The 18,286-nt window shown below is 61.1% G+C and carries 10 protein-coding genes; 8 read left to right on the top strand and 2 right to left on the bottom strand.

The features are described 5' to 3' along the window. The first annotated feature begins 108 nt into the window (after nucleotides 1-108). On the top strand, nucleotides 109-1,215 hold the full coding sequence (locus QRN50_RS07600; RefSeq protein WP_011266942.1) for an NADH:flavin oxidoreductase/NADH oxidase: 1,107 nt from the start codon (nucleotides 109-111) through the stop codon (nucleotides 1,213-1,215). Nucleotides 1,216-1,278: 63 nt separating this feature from the next. On the opposite strand, the gene QRN50_RS07595 is transcribed toward QRN50_RS07600, so the two are convergent. Continuing rightward, nucleotides 1,279-3,366: a response regulator gene (locus QRN50_RS07595; RefSeq protein WP_011266943.1), complete on the bottom strand. Its 2,088-nt coding sequence runs from the start codon at nucleotides 3,364-3,366 to the stop codon at nucleotides 1,279-1,281. A 298-nt stretch (nucleotides 3,367-3,664) separates the two neighbouring features. On the opposite strand from QRN50_RS07595, the gene QRN50_RS07590 reads away from it, so the two are divergent. After that, nucleotides 3,665-4,411, top strand: a complete 747-nt coding sequence (locus QRN50_RS07590) for a tellurite resistance TerB family protein (protein ID WP_024639879.1) — start codon at nucleotides 3,665-3,667, stop codon at nucleotides 4,409-4,411. A 57-nt stretch (nucleotides 4,412-4,468) separates the two neighbouring features. Here QRN50_RS07590 and QRN50_RS07585 read toward each other — a convergent pair whose 3' ends face one another. Further along, entirely contained in the window at nucleotides 4,469-10,441 is a 5,973-nt protein-coding gene (locus tag QRN50_RS07585; protein WP_096126445.1) for an NEL domain-containing protein, read from the bottom strand. Between the two features lie 297 nt (nucleotides 10,442-10,738). On the opposite strand from QRN50_RS07585, the gene QRN50_RS07580 reads away from it, so the two are divergent. The 6 genes from QRN50_RS07580 to QRN50_RS07555 are packed head-to-tail and all read left to right on the top strand — an operon-like array spanning nucleotide 10,739 to nucleotide 18,244. Continuing rightward, nucleotides 10,739-12,361, top strand: coding sequence for a methyl-accepting chemotaxis protein (locus tag QRN50_RS07580; RefSeq protein WP_003409235.1), 1,623 nt, complete (start codon nucleotides 10,739-10,741; stop codon nucleotides 12,359-12,361). 7 nt (nucleotides 12,362-12,368) lie between these two features. Further along, on the top strand, nucleotides 12,369-12,905 hold the full coding sequence (locus tag QRN50_RS07575; protein ID WP_096126444.1) for a chemotaxis protein CheW: 537 nt from the start codon (nucleotides 12,369-12,371) through the stop codon (nucleotides 12,903-12,905). Continuing rightward, complete coding sequence (locus QRN50_RS07570) at nucleotides 12,902-14,182, top strand: CheR family methyltransferase (RefSeq protein ID WP_024639881.1); 1,281 nt, start codon at nucleotides 12,902-12,904, stop codon at nucleotides 14,180-14,182. The genes QRN50_RS07575 and QRN50_RS07570 overlap by 4 nt, the downstream gene beginning before the upstream one ends. Then, nucleotides 14,182-14,871, top strand: a complete 690-nt coding sequence (locus QRN50_RS07565; protein WP_004406331.1) for a chemotaxis protein CheW — start codon at nucleotides 14,182-14,184, stop codon at nucleotides 14,869-14,871. The genes QRN50_RS07570 and QRN50_RS07565 overlap by 1 nt, the downstream gene beginning before the upstream one ends. Beyond that, entirely contained in the window at nucleotides 14,868-17,237 is a 2,370-nt protein-coding gene (locus tag QRN50_RS07560; protein WP_096126443.1) for a hybrid sensor histidine kinase/response regulator, read from the top strand. The genes QRN50_RS07565 and QRN50_RS07560 overlap by 4 nt, the downstream gene beginning before the upstream one ends. Next, nucleotides 17,234-18,244 (top strand): chemotaxis response regulator protein-glutamate methylesterase, encoded by a 1,011-nt coding sequence (locus tag QRN50_RS07555; protein WP_011266950.1) that lies wholly within the window; start codon nucleotides 17,234-17,236, stop codon nucleotides 18,242-18,244. Before QRN50_RS07560 ends, QRN50_RS07555 begins: the two co-directional genes overlap by 4 nt. Nucleotides 18,245-18,286 lie beyond the last annotated feature (42 nt).

Below are 18,286 nucleotides of genomic sequence, written 5' to 3'. Positions count from 1 at the left end.
AGCAGGAACCCCTCTCGCTAACGGGGTGTCGACACTACACGGTCTGTCAAACCTGTTCTTTGAATGAACGGAACCTGGACACCTGAATTTTCATTACGAGAGGTTGCCATGAGCCTGCTGCTTGAACCCTATACCCTGCGTCAATTGACCCTTCGCAATCGCATTGCCGTATCGCCGATGTGCCAGTATTCCAGTGTCGACGGCCTGGCCAACGACTGGCACCTGGTTCACCTGGGCAGTCGTGCTGTCGGCGGTGCCGGCCTGGTCATCACCGAAGCAATGGCGGTGACGCCGGACGGCCGCATCACTCCCGAAGACCTCGGGCTGTGGAATGACGAGCAGATCGAACCGCTGCAACGTATCACCCGCTTCATCAACGCTCAGGGCGCGGTTGCCGGCGTCCAGCTGGCGCATGCCGGCCGCAAGGCCAGCACCTGGCGCCCGTGGCTTGGCAAGCACGGCAGTATCTCCCTCAATGAAGGTGGCTGGACGCCGGTCGGGCCTTCGGCGATCGCCTTCGATCCGCAGCACACTGCCCCTGTGCAATTGAGCGAGACGCAGATCCAGGAGTTGATCAAGGCGTTTGTCGATTCCGCACGGCGTGCCCTGGAGGCAGGCTTCAAAGTCGTGGAAATCCACGCTGCCCATGGCTATTTGCTGCATCAGTTCCTGTCGCCCCTGAGCAACCAGCGCACCGACGAGTATGGCGGTTCATTCGAGAACCGCATTCGCTTTACGCTGCAAGTCACCGAAGCCGTGCGTGCGGTGTGGCCTGCAGAGCTGCCAGTGTTCGTTCGCGTATCCGCCACCGACTGGGTGGAAGACGGCTGGAACGCCGATGAAACGGTCGAGCTGGCGCGTCGCTTGAAAGCCATCGGGACCGACCTGATCGATGTATCGTCGGGCGGTACGTCAGCCAAGGCGGAAATTCCGGTCGGCCCAGGCTACCAGACGCGCTTTGCCGAGCGGGTTCGCAAGGAGTCCGAGATCGCAACGGGCACGGTGGGCATGATTACCGATCCGGCGCAGGCAGAGCACATTCTGCGCACCGGGCAGGCCGATATCATCCTGCTGGCGCGTGAGCTGCTGCGTGATCCGTACTGGCCGCTGCGTGCCGATGAAGACCTGGGTGGGCGCCTGGCAACCTGGCCTGCGCAGTACCAGCGCGCCACACACCGTGATCAGCCGATTCATGAGTCAGATCTGCGCGACTGATCGCCAGTCGGCTCACGGATAGCAATACCCGAAAAATGAGCGCCGTATGGCGCTCATTTTTTGTTACTCGCCTTCCAGCAGCTCGGTGACGCGGCCGATCAGTTCGGCAATCGCAAAGGGCTTGGGCAGCACGTGCATGCCCGGCTCCAGCGTGTCATGCGCCAACGCGGCGTTTTCAGCATAACCGGTCACAAACAGGATTTTCAGGTCGGGCCGGACATCCCGCGCCGCGTCTGCGACCTGACGACCGTTCATGCCGCCCGGCAGACCGACGTCGGTGATCAGCAGGTCGATGGCCGCCTTGGACTGCAGAATGGTCAGCGCATCGGCGCCTCGTTCAGCCTGCAAAACGATATAGCCAAGGTCTTCGAGCAACTCCGTGATGAGCAAGCGCACGGCGGGCTCGTCATCGACCACCAGGATGGTTTCGTCGCCGGTACTGGAGGCGGGGACTTGCAGCGGGCTGTCATCGAAGGCCACTGTTTCAGCTTCGCCTTCGTGCATCGGCAGCAGAATGCTGACTTTCGAACCCTCGCCAACCTTTGACGTGATGTAGACGCCGCCACCTGACTGCCGTGCAAAACCGTAAATCATCGACAACCCCAGCCCGGTGCCCATGCCTGTCGGTTTGGTGGTGAAGAACGGGTCGAAGGCCCTCGCCATGACGTCGTTGCTCATGCCCGTGCCGGAGTCGCTGACGGACAGTTCCACATAGCGGCCTGCAGGCAACTGATACCGGGTCGCCGTGACTGCAGTCAGGTGACGGTTGCCCGTCTGGATCAGCAGCTTTCCGCCATCGGGCATGGCGTCCTTGGCGTTGATGCACAGGTTGAGCAGTGAATTTTCCAGTTGATGCGGGTCAACCAGGGTCGCCCACAGTCCGCGTGAGGCATTGACCTGCATATCGATGGCCGGACCTACGGTGCGCCGGATCAGCTCGTCCATGTCCACGACCAGCAGGTCGATATCAGTAGCCTTGGGCGCCAGTGTCTGACGGCGCGAAAATGCCAGCAGTCGATGTGTCAGGGATGCCGCGCGTCGCGAACCTTCCAGTGCGGCGTTGATGTAGCGGTCCAGCTCTGTGAAGCGTTCCTGTCTGATCCTCGACAGGAGCAGCTCCATGTTGCCGGTCACGCCCATCAGCAGGTTGTTGAAGTCATGAGCCAGACCGCCGGTCAATTGCCCGACCGCTTCCATTTTCTGCGATTGAATCAAGGCCTCTTCGGCGATACGCAGTGCCTTGATGCGGTCCTTTTCGTGGGTCAGGTGTTTGCCCAGCGCAAAAATGATTCCATTGCCGGGTGCCGCGGTCCAGCCGAACCAGTGATAGCTGCCGTCGACGTGCTGATAACGATTTTCAAACAGCGGCAGCACATGGTTGATGGTGTGTTTCAGAGCATTCTGGGTGCCGCTGACATCATCCGGATGCAGCAGGGTCATGATGGAGGTGCCCAGCAGCTCGTGTTCCGGGTGGCCCAGCAGCGCTGTCCAGGCCGGGTTTACCCGCAGAAAGATACCGTTGAAATCGAGTATCGCCAGCGGGTCCGGAGATATCTCCCAAAACGTGTCCAGCTCCAGCGTGCGTTGCTCCAGCCTGGCGGTCTGCTGTCGTTCCAGGCTGACCAGGTCATCGATCAGTTTCAGGCGTTTGCGTTCGCTATCCTGCAGCGCCTGCTGGTTGAGGACATGCGCGGTGGTTTCGTTGGTGATGCAGAACATGCCGACAACCACGCCGTATTCGTCGATTACCGGTGAAAACGAAAATGACCACCATGTCTGTTCGACCTCGCCGTAGCGTGCCATGGTCAGCGGCATATCCGTGTAGCGGCAGGGCTTGCCGGCAAACGCATCGATCACCAGCGGCGCGACCTGATCCCAGACGTCAGCCCACAGATCCGGAATGAGTGCGCCGATAGCGTTGTCCTTGCGCGGGCCGAGAATCGGCGTATAGGCGTCATTGTGGAAAAACACCAGATCCGGCCCCCAGAGCAGGTACATGGACTCCGGGGAATTGAGGATCAGATTCAGGGTGTTTTTCAGCGATACCGGCCAGTGCTCGATCGGTCCGAGTGAAGTCTGGCTCCAGTCCCTGGATCGGATAATCCCGGCGGCCTTGCCGTTGGCGGTCGGGAAACCAGTGGGCGATATCACTTGGGACAAACTCCTGAAAATCTGCATGGAGGGGCAGTGGCATTCATATGAATATGGATGTGTGTTCGATCAGTCCAGGAAAGGGGCTGCATACCTGACTTTACCTGCAGCCTGTCCTTATTGACTCTTTGCCACAGGCGCCGGTTGCACGCATTTCGCCGATAAGCGGGGCAGATTGACGAACGGGTATCGGTGCAACTCCGTAACATCCGGAAGCACACCGGTAAGGGCCTGGCAGTGACTTCTCTTCAACTTGTTGGTCAATCACTCATCTGACAAACCTTGTAGGAGGCTTCCTGTGAATACGCGTGGTTTACTCGATCAATTGCTCAAGTCCGGACAAAGCATGTTGCAGGACAAGAACAAAGGCAAATCCGGCAAGCAATCGTCGGGCGGCGATTCACTGATCAATGGCCTCGGCAGCCTGCTTGGCGGTGGTAAAGGGCAGGGCGCTTCCCAGAATGGGCTGGGTGGTCTGTTGTCCGGCGCAGGTGGTGGTGCGCTGGCCGCAGGTGCCATGAGCCTTCTGCGTGGCAAACGCACACGCGGGATGGGCGGCAAGGCGTTGACCTACGGAGGCTTGGCGGCGCTGGGGGTGTTGGCTTACAAGGCTTACAACAACTGGCAGGCCAGTCAGGGGCTCGCCGCTCAGCGCGAACCGCAAACCATCGACCGGCTGCCCGAGGCTGAAGCCGAGCAGCATAGCCAGGCAATCCTGCGTGCACTGGTCGCCGCGGCAAAGGCAGATGGTCATGTCGATGAGCGTGAGCGCGAACTGATCGAAGGTGAGTTCACCAAGCTGGACAGTGATCATTCACTTCAGCAGTGGCTTCACGCCGAGCTGAACAAGCCGCTGGACCCGGCAGAGGTGGCCCGGGCCGCGACCACGCCGGAAATGGCGGCGGAGATGTACATCGCCAGTGTGATGCTGGTGGATGAAGAGCACTTCATGGAACGCGCCTACCTCGATGAGTTGGCGCGTCAGTTGAAGCTGGAACCCGGCCTCAAGACCGAGCTTGAAGGCCAGGTGCGGAACGCTCAGTGAACTGGCGCTTCCAGCAGCGGGTTGCCTGACACGCCTTGTGTCAGGCAACCCGCTCGATCAGTGATGTTCCATTCCTTCGGCGTTGGTCAGCTCCCTGATCAGTGCTGTCTGCTGCTCCTTGAACCTGGCTTCGAACTCTTGAATCCGTCCTTCGTATTCCGGGTCGTCGAGGCTGATATTGCGTTGCTCGAACTCGTCGGTGAGTTGGTTCAGTTCAGTCCTGTAGGTGCGTTCGAGTGCTTCGAAGCGTCCAGCATGGATTTCGCGCAGGTAACTGATCCAGTAATCCTGCTGCTGGGCAAAACGCAGGAAGGGCTCGCCGCGTTCGCCGTTTTGCACGCGAAGCAGTGCCGCGTCGAATTCCCCCGGCCTGATGGCGGCGTGGGCCTGGTACAGCATGCCTTCCGGCGGCACGGGCAAGTCCAGCGCGCTGGCCCAGTGCGTGCGATACGCCAGACGTACCTCGGCTTCATCACGGCTGCCGGTCTGTTCGCGGGCTGCGGTATCCAGCTCGGACAGGCGATACAGCCGGACGGTCAGCCGATACAACAGCGCACCGCGCTGCTCCGCGACGACGTCCTGCAACGACTGCCGGATGAACACCAGCACTTCCATCTGGTTGAACTCCAGAAGGATGCCGTCCGGGCAGGTGTGGTTGTCACGAAACAGCCTGAGCGGTTCTTCGGCAATAGCGTTGAGGGTCAGTCCGAGTTGCGGGTCCTGACTCACCGTGACCAATACCCGCCAGACGCGCTCGCGCAGCGCTGCACGGCTGGTGATGTTGCGATAATCGGCGCTGTGACGCAGCGAATCGATCAGGTCGAGCAGGTTGCGGGTCTGCTCGCGGGCCTCCAACTGCTCCCAGATCTCGCGCCGCCCGGCGCTCAACGGGTTGCTGTCGTCCAGCCAGGGCTCGACGGTGACGGGTTCCGGAGTCGATGCCCGGCTCTCCTCTGAGGACAGGTACTCGGAATACGATGAGTCCGAGTCATGGTTTTCCGTCCAGTCCATCGCGCTGAGCTCGGGCGGCAGGTCCATGTCGAAGGTGAAAGAACGTCCATAACGCTCTGAAAAATGCGCCTGCCGCATGGTGTCTTCGGAAAGCGGATTGTTCAGCAGGCTTATTTCCGTGTGCGCAAACTCGCTGCCGGGATTGGCGAGTATGTGCTCTGGCAATTCGCTGATCAGATTACCCTCCAGCAAGAGTGTCCTGATTTGCGCTGGAACCATGCTCTCTGTCCAGGCTGGCCATTCGACCAGTCCGGCATTGTTCAGTGACAGCCAGTTGAGTGCAGTGCCACTGAGGCTGGTCAGGTCGCTGATGGCGCCTATCCGGTTGCCATCCAGCTCCAGTCGTTCAAGCGTCGCAATCCGGCTGAAGAAATCGATGTGCTGTTGCTCTACCAGCATTCCCTGATCCATCAGCGATAGCGAACGAAGTGATCGAAGCTCGAGCAGCGCCGGTGGCAGTTGCAGCAGGGGGGCGACATGTCCGCTTATTTCCAGTGAGGTCAGATCAGTCATGCGGCGCAACAGTTGATCGAGATCAGAGGCCGTGCCGGTGATTCGGCTCAGGTGCAGATAGCGTACCTGGCGATAAAAGAAATCAGGCAGCTGTCGAGGAAAGTCGATCAATGCGATGTCTGCAAGGCGCAGGGGGCTATGGAGCTGCCCCAGGCTGAAATTTCGCCAGTGATCGATCAGTATCCTGCCGATTTGCTGGCGTGATTCGATGGTCTGCTCGCTCGGTACGGCCATCGAGCCGGAGGCATGCGTCCATTGATCAACGGCGGCAAATAATTCGGCACCTTCGTTCAGTTGCCTGTTTACAGCGGCCTGCACGGCAACCGGAGTGTCCATGACAAAACTGAAGGAACTGCCGGCTACCGCTTCATTGATACGTGCGTGTATTGCGGTGTGTCGGGACAGGATATTGCCGCGCAAGTCAATCAAGGTCCGGTGCTCAGGGCTGGGAGGATTGTCAAGGATCCACCCGGGCAGTTCCGTCAGGTTGTTGTGAGCCACCGACAGCTCGCGAATGTTGTTCGGAATGATGTCGGTCAGCCAGGACGGCCAGCGGTTCATGCCAACCCGCTCCAGCACCAGCCGATCAAGGTGCAGCCAGCTCAGGTCCATGGGCAGCACACTGACCAGTCGATTGCCACTGAGGTTCAGCATCCTGAGGCCCGGCATGCTGCGCAGGTGGTCCATCTGCGCCTGATCCAGAAAAATCTCCTGGTTGATCAGCGCCAGTTCGGTCAGTTGGGGCAGCACACGGGACACTTGCTGAGGCAGGTTGAGAAAGACCGAGGTCTCGGGGGCCAGTCCGGCGGCTGGCTCACTGATCAGGTTCAGTGCGCGGGTATGCGGGAAACGTTGCAGGAAGGCTCCAAGTTCGGCGCTGTTGGTCGACTGCCGGGGCAGGTTTATGCCGGCAGGCGTCAGGTCAATTGCACCGGGGCGTGCTCTGGGCTCGACCGATATGTTTTCCAGGTGCAGCGCGGTAACGCGATTGAAGACGAAGTCCGGCAGATGGTGCGGAAAGTCACTCAGCGAGACATGTTGCAGGCTTAGCGGCTCAAGCGTCCGTCCTATCTCGGGCAGGTTGTTGAGGCGCCAGTGGTTCCAGATCGCTTCGTTGATGCGCATGCGACTGTCCATATGAGCCTGAGTCATGGGCGGCATTGACACGGATTCATAGGCCCACGCGTCGAGACTTGCGCGCAACAGCATTTGCTCGTGCAGCAGGTCGTTGAGTCGCGCATCGATGGTTCTGTTGTCCCAGCCAGTGTGGCGCAGGCGGCCGAGGATCTCTTCGGGAAACGCGTCCTCCAGCTCAAGCATGCGGATCTTGTCCAGCAGGCTCTCGTCGGTCATGTGCCAGTCGACCCTGCCACCGCCGCTTAATGGGTAGCCAAGGCGACCATCGGCCAGGCGCATGGGGGATTTCGAGCCTGGCTTGATCGCCTGCATGTTCAGCAATGGCGCGAGTTTCTGGCGGGGCAGGGGGTTGTCCTGGATCAGCGCTGCCAGCGCCTGACCCTGCCCGGTGTGGGCAAAGCCCAACTGGTTGCGTTCGGCATCGGGCAGGGCGTGCAGCACGGACGAGTACAGATCGTCCAGCCCGTGCAGGTGCTGGTCATCAGCGTCACGGGCCTCGTAACGATTACCGTCCTTGATCAGTACTTTGCGCACAGGCGCATCCTCGAGACCGATGCTGTCGATCAGCCGGCCACCGAAATACCGGTCATGGACCTCCAGCCTGACCTGTGCAGGCCATTGCGGCAGGGCTTCAAGGCTGTGCAACGCAAGACAGTCGGTATCGGCGCTGGAGACCGAGGTCAGATAAAGCCCTTCATAGGCCCGCGCCAGCCTTACCTGTTGTAGATAGGCGCTGGCCTCTTCGGCAACGGGCAGCGGCACCCGGCGCTCCATCGTCAGTTGCAGCCGCTCTGCCGGCAAAGCGTGGCTGGCCAGTTCCTCGGCAACCAACGGCGGCAGGCCAGGAAATGCCTTCTGCAGGGTCTGCACTCCATCAGCCTCGGCGACGCTCAATGCGCGGTAACGGGATTCGAACAGCCAGCCTCGGGTGGCTCGGGCGCGTGCCGCCAATTGCGCCCGTAGTGTGATCAGTCGCGGTGACATGCCGAGCTGACCCGCGCCGAACTCTTCGTTGAGCAGGGTGCGTATTTCGTTGTTGCCGAGCTGTTCCAGCACCTGGCGCAGGGCATCCGGCTGGTCGGCACGCACCGTGATGTCGAGGCTGTCAGCCGCCACCGGATGAGAGGCCGGAGCGAATGTCTGAAGCGTGTGGCCCTCGGCATCCACCAGGACCAGCGCGCGATTGCCCGGCCAGCCACGGTCCTGGCTCAGCAGTTCAAGTTGAAGGGGGGACGCTGCGTTTATATCGTTGGCTTCGAGCTGCTCGATGAAATGCTCGATCTCCTGGTCCAGCCTGAACCGGCGCGCCGTGTCCTCAAGCAATGCCGGAGGGCGACGCTGATCGGCCAGTGCCTCGCGCATCACCGATTCAGGCGTGTTGCTGACGTTGACGATGCGCCTGGCGGTGCTGTCGGAAAACGTATCGCTGGAATAGCCCAGCCGTCGAAACAAGGTCAGGCCTTCCATCTCCAGCGGCTGATCGAGCTCATGCAGCCATGCTCCGGCGCCGTTGTGTCGCAAGGCGGGCCGATAGCTGTCGGCGCGGGTCGGGTGCTCGATCAGGTAGCCGTTCCCGGTCGTGGCAGGACTGACGGAATAGATGCGTCCTTCAAGTGGCAACCATTGTTTGCCTTGCCAAGTGTACAGGCCCGTGGCATCGGACTGCAGATCCTTGGGCAGGACGATGTCATGGGCAAAGGGCGTCAGATCAGGCTTCCACAGGCGTGTCGTGCCGCCTGGTAAATCCACGGGCTTGAGGCCTTGGACGAACTCGGGCGCCTGTACCGCAGGGATGCCTGTTGCGCCCGTCGACGCAGCACCAAGGGCCGATATCAGCGCAACGTTCTCGATCACATCGAACAGGTAGGCGAACGCCTGTCGTTTCTCGTCCCTGGCCCAGCTCTCCATGCCCTCATACACTTCGTGAACCAGCTGAATGGCGGTGACGGCCATCATCACTTCGCCCAATACCGGAACGACGAAGCCTGCGATATTCAAGACGTCGAAGGCGGTGTCCATGAAGTACTGCACCCGCTCATCGAAGGTCTTCTGGTCCTGTGCCGCAGTCGGCACACCATGAAACAGTGCGTCGTTGCGCAAGGCTGCGCATTTGCGCTCATGCAGGTTGTCCAGCAGCGGGCCTTGCAGCACGGTTTCTCTCAGGTCGAGCCGGGCGTTTCGGTCCGCTTCACGCTCCAGCCACTGACGTTCGAAAATGCCGCCTTTCTTGACTTTGGGGTACAGGCGTTCGGACAACTTTTCAAACAAGGCACTTCGATGGCGCGCAGGTACGAAGCGCATGAAGAAGTTCAGGTAGCCGTTGATGAACATCCGCTCACGCAACGCATTTATGAAGACTTCGACCGAGTCGTATTCCTTCAGCGGCGCAACGGGGTCATCCGGGATATACACCACGATCCTTTCTGCCTGAGTGGCAATATCCCGGTCCTTGCCAATCACCAGAAGACCGGTTAGTTCGATATCGCCCAGGCACAGTACGCTGCAGTTGACCGGCCTGTTATCAAGTCGGACATGTTGCTTGCCGTCGAGAAACTCCAGTAATGCGCTTTGCAAATCCGGGCCGATCTGCTGTTGCAGGGAGGCCATCTGCAACTGCAGCCGGATCGACGATGCCTCCAGTTGCATGAAGCTCTGGCGCAGTCTGGATGCCGCAGCGTCTGCAGTTTCGTCGGGGCTCGAAGGCCTGCTGAAGACGGCCTGGATATGCGCCTGATATTGGCCGCCCAGGTCCAGCTCACGGCACAGCGCCGCAAAGCCGGTCGGGGAGAGCGGCAGGGACTTTCCGCTGATCTGTGGGCCGATGATTTCAAACGAAGAAAACACCTGGGCCTTGAGGCCGGTGCTGGAATCCATTGCGCCCGGAACTGTTTCCCAGGCTTCGAAGTTCTGCAACGCGGCCTTGAGCAGGCTCTGGGTCGCGGCCTTCAGGGCAATGTTTGCCTGCGTTAGCGGGTCTCTGGATGCCGTATTGAATGATTGGTCGACCCGCGCACGACTGGCATGGAACAGCCAGGTGTCGGCGACGTCCACCTGCAGTCCGAAGCGATCCTTGATGGCGGCTGTCAGCAGGGGCCTTGCGAAGTCCTCCAGCGTCGACAGGCGATCCAGCGTCGGACGAACCTGTTGCTCGTACTCGCGGTGCTCGGCGTACAGGCGCTGCAGCTCGGCGAGCTGATCAGGGTTGGACTTGCGTGCGCTCGCCAGCCATTGCACGGGGCGCCGCGAAGCCTTGCGCAAGGCTGCATGGGTCGCCGGCTCGGCCTGAAGCAGCCACTCGGGGGATTTGTCTTTTATCAGTTGCAGATGCGGGAGTGCAGGAGCCTTGCCCGACGGAGATAGATCCAGCATTTAAGTGCCTTGTCGTGAATGAACAGGCGACAAAGCTTACGGCCGCGACTTGCCGTGCAAGTGCTAACTATCTATGTACTCCCGCTGTTTCTGAAGACCGTTGCTCAAGTAGTGGTGGCGATGGCCGACAAGACATGAAGCGGGACGAAAGAGTGGCGATCGATAGCGGCCGTGACTTCGTTCTGTATTACCCATGTAACGTTTTACGGCTGGGCTATACTCACGCCGTTTGGGCCGTCCGTCGGTCCGCTTCTTGAACACGGCCCGACGCCGTCGTTGAACTCTTGAGGGCTGACTGTGAAGAACTGGACCTTGCGCCAACGGATTCTGGCGAGTTTCGCCGTCATCATCGCAATCATGCTACTGATGGTCGTTGTATCTTATTCACGGTTGTTGTCCATCGAGTCCAGCGAGGAAGATGTGCGTCTCGATGCGTTGCCCGGCGTCTACTACAGCACCCTGGTGCGCAGTGCCTGGGGCGAGAGTTACATCCGCACGCTGGAGCTGATTGCCGAAGGGCAGGGGCGGCCGCTGACCAAGCAGGAAAAGGATCAGTTCAAGGGGTTTGAAGACGCCCTTCAGTCGCAGATGGACGGCTACAAGAAATCCATCTTCGATGACACGGACAGGGCCAGCTTCGCGGTGTTCGAAAAGCGCCGCGAGGTCTATTCGCGCATGCTTGCCGACGTTCACGCCAAGTACGAACGCGGTGATTATGCGGGCGCTCGCGATGAGTTTTACAACGAGCTCAATCCGGTCTGGAGCGAGGGCCGTCTGCAGCTCAGAGACCTGATCGTTGCCAACAAGCAACTGGCTGACCAGTCCACCACCAATATCGTCAACGCTGTGCTGGGTGCCAAGATCAGCATGGTGCTCTCTCTGCTGATCGCGGTCATGGCGGCGGCGGCCTGCGGGCTGCTGCTGATGCGCTCGATCACCTCTCCGATGCAGATGATCGTGAGTATTCTGGACGTCATGCGCAAGGGCGATCTGAGTACCCGGCTGAACCTGTCGCGCAAGGACGAGTTCAATGCGGTCGAGACCGGCTTCAACGACATGGTCTCCGAGCTCACCGCGCTGGTAGCGCAGGCGCAGCGCTCTTCGGTACAGGTCACGACCTCGGTCACCGAGATCGCTGCAACGTCCCGCCAGCAGCAGGCTACCGCCACCGAGACCGCGGCAACCACCACCGAGATCGGCGCGACGTCGCGGGAAATCGCCGCCACTTCGCGGGACCTGGTGCGGACCATGACCGAAGTCACTTCGGCGGCAGACCAGGCTTCGGTGCTCGCCGGTTCCGGCCAGCAGGGCCTGGCACGCATGGAAGACACCATGCATCAGGTGATGGGCGCTGCCAATCTGGTCAACGCCAAGCTGGCGATCCTCAACGAGAAGGCCGGCAACATCAATCAGGTCGTCGTCACCATCGTCAAGGTCGCCGACCAGACCAACCTGCTGTCGCTCAATGCCGCCATCGAGGCCGAAAAGGCCGGTGAATACGGTCGCGGGTTTGCAGTGGTGGCCACCGAGGTCCGTCGCCTGGCCGACCAGACTGCCGTCGCCACGTATGACATCGAGCAGATGGTGCGGGAAATCCAGTCGGCGGTGTCTGCTGGCGTGATGGGTATGGACAAGTTTTCCGAAGAGGTGCGCCGCGGCATGTTCGAGGTCACTCAGGTCGGCGAGCAATTGTCGCAGATCATCCATCAGGTTCAGGCGTTGGCACCCCGTGTGCTGATGGTCAACGAAGGCATGCAGGCTCAGGCCACCGGCGCCGAACAGATCAACCAGGCGCTGGTGCAACTGGCGGATGCCAGCAGCCAGACCGTCGAATCACTGCGTCAAGCCAGTTTCGCCATCGACGAGTTGAGTCAGGTCGCGGTCGGGCTGCGCAGTGGCGTTTCGCGTTTCAAGGTCTGAACGATCAATGAGCGATCACTCGCCGAGGCGCAATGGCACGCCACTGACCGCCAGCAAGCTCTTTCTGCTGTTTTGCATAGGCGAAGACCGCTATGCACTGGACGCGACCGAGATCGCTGAAATCCTGCCGCGGGTGAAGCTCAAGACCATTGCCCAGGCACCTCACTGGGTGGCGGGAATCTTTGCCCATCGCGGCGAGATCGTCCCGGTGATTGACATCAGTGCGCTGAACTCCGGCGAGCCGGCGCGCTCGCGTACCAGTACGCGCATGGTGCTGGTGCATTATCGCTACGACGACGCGCACCCGGCGCAGTTGCTCGGACTGATTCTGGAACAGGCGACCGAGACGCTGCGCTGCCCTGTTGCGCAGTTCAAGGCCTATGGGCTGGACAATCGCCTGTCGCCTTATCTGGGGCCGGTGCGTGAGGATGAGCAGGGCCTGTTGCAGTGGATTCATGTTCACGAGCTGTTGAGCGAGCCGGTGCGCGAGTTGTTGTACCCGGTGCCGCCGATTGACCTCGAACTGCTTGAGGACGCGCAATGAAGGTGGATGATTCGCGCTTCTTCAGCTTCCTCAAGGAGCGTATCGGCCTGGATGTGACCTCCGTCGGCGAGGCGATCATCGAGCGCGCCTTGCGTCAGCGCGCAACGGCCGCCCACTGCGCTGACAGTGATGCCTACTGGCATCTTCTGGTCTCCTCACCGCAGGAGCAGCAGGCGCTGATCGAAGCGGTGATCGTTCCCGAGACCTCGTTTTTTCGTTATCCCGAATCGTTTGTCACGCTGGGCATGCTGGCCCGTGAGCGAATCGCCAGTCTTGCCGGTGCGCGCCCCTTGCGCATTCTCAGCCTGCCGTGCTCGACCGGTGAGGAACCGTATTCCATCGCCATGGCGTTATTCGACGCCGGGGTCGACGCCAGGCAATTCAAGGTCGATGCCATCGATATCAGTCCTGTTTCGATTGCTAAGGCCGAACACGGTGTTTATGGCAAAAATTCGTTCCGTGGCAGCGACATCGGTTATCGCGAGCGCTATTTCAATCCGGTCGCTGACGGCTTTGAAATCGCTGACAGTGTTCGCGCCTGTGTAAGTTTTCAGCCGGGTAATCTGCTCGACCCCAAACTCGTTTCGCAAGCGGCCTATGACATCGTCTTCTGCCGCAATCTGGTGATCTATTTCGATCGGCAGACCCAGCAACATGTTTTCAAGGTGCTCAAACAACTGACCCGCGAAGATGGCCTGCTGTTCATCGGCCCGGCGGAGGGCAACCTGCTGGCCGGTATCGGCATGCGCTCGACGGGGATCGCCCAGTCGTTCGCCTTCCGGCACGCACCTGTCGATGCGCCGGTGCCGGCTCCGACGCCTCGGCAGGTCCCTGCACCCGTTGCGTCCCGTCCGGTCGTCGATGCCCCTGCCAGAGTTGTCGCGCCACGGCCTGCGCCGCGCCCCTCTGCGACATTCGCGCCCATTGCAAAACCCGTCGCTGCGGCGGGTAACACCGAGGTATCGGCAGTGCTCGACAGGATTGCGGGGCTGGCCAATGAAGGCAAAAGTGCCGAGGCGCGGGCTGAATGCGAGCGTTACCTGCAGCAGCATGAGCCGGTCGCGCAAGTGTTTTACTGGCTGGGTCTGCTCAGCGAAGTGGAGGGCCGTGTGCCACAGGCGCAGGGCTTCTATCGCAAGGCGCTGTATCTGCAACCGCAGCACTCCGAATCGCTGGCCCAACTGGCGGCATTGCTGGCTGCGCAGGGTGACACTGCCGGCGCGCGCCGCTTGCAGGACCGCGCTGCGCGTGGCGCGAATAAACAAGGAAACCACTGATGGCGGGCGTGTCCGGTTTTTCCAGTCTGACCCATGATCAGGCCCTGGATATCGATGATTGCTGGAACCGCATCGGCATTCATGGCGATCGCTCCTGCCCGTTGCTCGCAGAGCACATCCACTGCCGCAACTGTGCGGTTTATTCGGCCGCCGCTACCCGCCTGCTGGACCGCTATTCGCTGGCCCAGGAGTCGCCCGAGCATTTTCAGGGCTCGGTGTTGCTGCGCGACCTCGAGACCCGCTCGATTCTGGTATTTCGTCTTGGCGAAGAGTGGCTGGGGCTGGCGTCGCGCTGCCTCTCGGAAGTCGCCCCCAGCCAGACCATCCATTCACTGCCACACCAGCGCTCGCGTGCGTTGCTGGGTGTCGCCAATGTACGCGGCGCTCTGGTAGCGTGCATCTCGCTGGTCGAGCTGCTCGGCTTGGACAGTACCGCGGTGAGTAACCCGTCGACGCGGGTGGTACCGCGCATGCTGATCGTGAGTGTCGAAGGCGGCCCGGTGGTGGTCCCGGTCGACGAGGTGGACGGCATTCATGCCATCGACGAGCGGGAGCTGGAAGCCGCTTCGGCATCCGGCACACACGCCAATGCCCGTTTCACTCGTGGCGTCCTGCAATGGAAGGGCCGCAGCCTGCGCTGGCTGGATGAAGATGAGTTGTTGTCGGCGGTGTATCGGAGCCTCACATGACGCCAGATCAAATGCGTGACGCCTCGCTGTTCGAACTGTTCACGCTGGAAGCCGATGCGCAGACCCAGGTACTGAGTGCCGGCCTGCTGGCACTCGAACGTAACCCGACCCAGGCGGATCAGCTGGAAGCCTGCATGCGTGCCGCTCATTCGCTCAAGGGCGCAGCGCGGATTGTCGGCGTCGATTTCGGCGTGAGCGTCGCGCATGTGATGGAAGATTGTCTGGTCAGCGCGCAGGAAGGGCGTCTGCTGCTTCAGGCCGAGCATATCGATGCGCTGCTGTCGGGGACCGACCTGTTGATGCGTATCGCCACGCCTGGCGGCGACAGCGTTGGTCAGCCTGATATCGACAGTTATGTCGAAAGGCTCAATACGTTGCTGGCTTCCGGTGCTGGCGCGGCGCGAACGGTCAGTACGCCACTGCCGGACCCGGCCTCGGACGCTTTACTCGCCAGCGCGATGCTGCAGTTCGAGACGCCCAGCGCGGCAGTTGTGCCGGAGTCTGTGCCCGAGCCCTTGGCCGCAGACTTGCCTGCGTCCGCCAATCCAGCCGCCATGCCGGCTGCGGAACCTGAAGCACCGTTCACGCCATTGCGTGAACGGCGTGTGGCCGAAGGTGGCGAGCGCGTGTTGCGAGTCACCGCCGAGCGCCTCAACGGGCTGCTGGACATGTCCAGCAAATCGCTGGTCGAGACTCAGCGACTCAAGCCGCTGCTGGCCGGTATGCAGCGGCTCAAGCGTCTGCAAAGCAGCAGTGATCGTGCGCTTGAAGTGCTGGGCGCCAGCTTCGGCGAGGAAGGTCCTTCGGCTGATGTGCAAAAAGCCCTGGAAGACGCGCGTAGCCTCTTGTCCCAGGCGCAGCAGGTGTTGGTCCGGCACACTGCCGAGCTGGATGAATTCGGCTGGCAGTCGGCGCAACGTGCGCAGTTGTTATACGACACGGCACTGGCCTGCCGGATGCGACCTTTCGCCGATGTGCTGAACGGCCAGGCGCGCATGGTTCGCGACCTGGGGCGTGAACTGGGCAAACAGGTCCGCTTGCAGATCGAAGGCGAGAAGACGCAGGTGGATCGCGATGTGCTGGAAAAGCTCGATGCGCCATTGACTCACCTGCTGCGCAACGCCGTGGACCACGGCATCGAATCGCCCGAGAAGCGCGTGGCGTCCGGCAAGGACCCTGAAGGTCTGATTCGTCTGCAGGCCTCGCATCAGGCCGGCTTGCTGGTCGTCGAGTTGAGCGATGACGGTGGCGGCGTGGACCTTGAACGTGTGCGCCAGAGCATCATCGACCGCAAGCTCTCGCCCGCCGAGACCGCTGCGCAGTTGAGCGAGGAGGAACTGCTGAGTTTTCTGTTCCTGCCGGGCTTCAGCATGCGCGACAAGGTCACGCAGATTTCCGGCCGTGGTGTCGGTCTCGATGCCGTGCAGCATATGGTTCGCCAGATGCACGGCAGCGTCGAGCTGCAGCAATGGGCAGGCGAGGGCAGTCGCTTCAGGATAGAAATGCCGCTGACGCTTTCAGTGGTACGCAGCCTGGTCGTGGAAGTGGGCGGTGAAGCCTATGCCTTTCCGCTGGCGCATATCGAGCGCATGCGCGACCTGCAGCCTGACGATATTCTGCAGCTGGAAGGGCGTCAGCACTTCTGGGATGAAGAGCGGCATGTCGGTCTGGTTTCGGCCAGCCAGCTGTTGAACCGGCCACCCGCGCAGAAGGCCGGAGAAACGCTCAAGGTCGTGGTGATTCGCGAGCGCGATGCGGTTTATGGCGTGGCCGTCGAACGCTTCATCGGCGAGCGTACGCTGGTGGTGATGCCGCTCGATGCGCGCCTTGGCAAGGTCCAGGACGTGTCGGCAGGGGCCTTGCTCGACGACGGTTCAGTGGTGTTGATCATCGATGTCGAAGATATGCTGCGCTCGGTGGAAAAACTCCTGAATACCGGCCGTCTGGAGCGCATCGACCGGCGCGCTCGTCAGGCAGATCAGGTGTCACGCAAACGCGTGCTGGTCGTCGATGATTCTTTGACCGTTCGCGAGCTGGAACGCAAGCTGCTGGTCAGTCGCGGTTACGAAGTATCGGTGGCCGTGGACGGAATGGATGGCTGGAATGCCCTGCGCGCCGAGGACTTCGACCTGCTGATCACCGACATCGACATGCCGCGTATGGACGGTATCGAACTGGTGACCCTGTTGCGCCGCGATACCCGCTTGCAGTCCTTGCCGGTCATGGTCGTGTCCTACAAGGACCGTGAAGAAGACCGGCGTCGCGGCCTGGACGCCGGCGCCGATTATTACCTGGCCAAGGCCAGTTTCCACGATGATGCCTTGCTCGACGCTGTCGTCGAATTGATAGGAGACGCGCAAGGATGAAGATTGCCATCGTCAACGATATGCCCATGGCCATCGAAGCCCTGCGCCGTGCGCTGGCCTTCGAGCCGGCGCATCAGATCATCTGGGTGGCGTCCAATGGTGCCGACGCCGTGCAGCGTTGCGTCGAGCAGACCCCGGACCTGATCCTGATGGACCTGATCATGCCGGTGATGGATGGCGTGGAAGCCACGCGCCGGATCATGGCCGAAACACCCTGCGCCATCGTCATCGTGACCGTCGACCACGAGCAGAACATGCGCCGCGTGTTCGAAGCGATGGGGCACGGCGCGCTGGATGTGGTGGACACGCCGGCCATTGGTGGTCCCAATCCAAAAGAGGCGGCGGCGCCCCTGCTGCGCAAGATCCTCAATATCGACTGGCTGATCGGCCAGCGTGTCGGCCTCGAACGGGTCGCGGCTACACCGCGCGCCGCGCCCTCGAGACGTGATCGGCTCGTGGCGATCGGCTCCTCGGCAGGCGGGCCTGCCGCGCTGGAGATTCTGCTCAAGGCGCTTCCGGTGAGCTTTCCTGCAGCGATCGTCCTTGTGCAGCACGTCGATCAGGTCTTCGCCGCCGGTATGGCCGACTGGTTGAGTTCCGCCTCCGGCCTGCCGGTACGTCTGGCAAGGGAAGGCGAAACGCCACAGCCGGGTGTGGTGTTGCTGGCAGGCACCAATCATCATATCCGCTTGCTCAAGGACGGCACGCTGGCGTACACGGCGGAGCCGGTGAATGAAGTTTACAGGCCCTCGATTGATGTGTTTTTCGAGAGCGTAACCCGTTATTGGAGTGGCGAGGCGATCGGCGTTCTGCTGACCGGGATGGGGCGCGACGGTGCACAGGGACTCAAGGCCATGCGTGAGCGGGGGTTTCTGACCATCGCTCAGGATCAGGCCAGTTCTGCTGTGTATGGCATGCCCAAGGCCGCCGCAGCCATCGATGCTGCCGTGGAAATCCGTCCGTTGCCCGCCATAGCACCTCGCTTGATCGAGGTATTTACTCAATGACTGCTCTGCTGAACCCAGCGGCAGTCGGCGATCAGGAGAAAG

Source organism: Pseudomonas sp. MEJ108, assembly GCF_030208985.1.
GTDB lineage: Bacteria > Pseudomonadota > Gammaproteobacteria > Pseudomonadales > Pseudomonadaceae > Aquipseudomonas > Aquipseudomonas fragariae.
This window is presented reverse-complemented; position numbering and strand designations above follow the sequence as displayed.

Coding starts and splice junctions, on each gene's coding strand:
- QRN50_RS07575 (WP_096126444.1), top strand. CDS start 12,369: ATGAGCGATCACTCGCCGAGGCGCAATGGCACGCCACTGACCGCCAGC.
- QRN50_RS07585 (WP_096126445.1), bottom strand. CDS start 10,441: ATGCTGGATCTATCTCCGTCGGGCAAGGCTCCTGCACTCCCGCATCTG.
- QRN50_RS07555 (WP_011266950.1), top strand. CDS start 17,234: ATGAAGATTGCCATCGTCAACGATATGCCCATGGCCATCGAAGCCCTG.
- QRN50_RS07560 (WP_096126443.1), top strand. CDS start 14,868: ATGACGCCAGATCAAATGCGTGACGCCTCGCTGTTCGAACTGTTCACG.
- QRN50_RS07600 (WP_011266942.1), top strand. CDS start 109: ATGAGCCTGCTGCTTGAACCCTATACCCTGCGTCAATTGACCCTTCGC.
- QRN50_RS07570 (WP_024639881.1), top strand. CDS start 12,902: ATGAAGGTGGATGATTCGCGCTTCTTCAGCTTCCTCAAGGAGCGTATC.
- QRN50_RS07565 (WP_004406331.1), top strand. CDS start 14,182: ATGGCGGGCGTGTCCGGTTTTTCCAGTCTGACCCATGATCAGGCCCTG.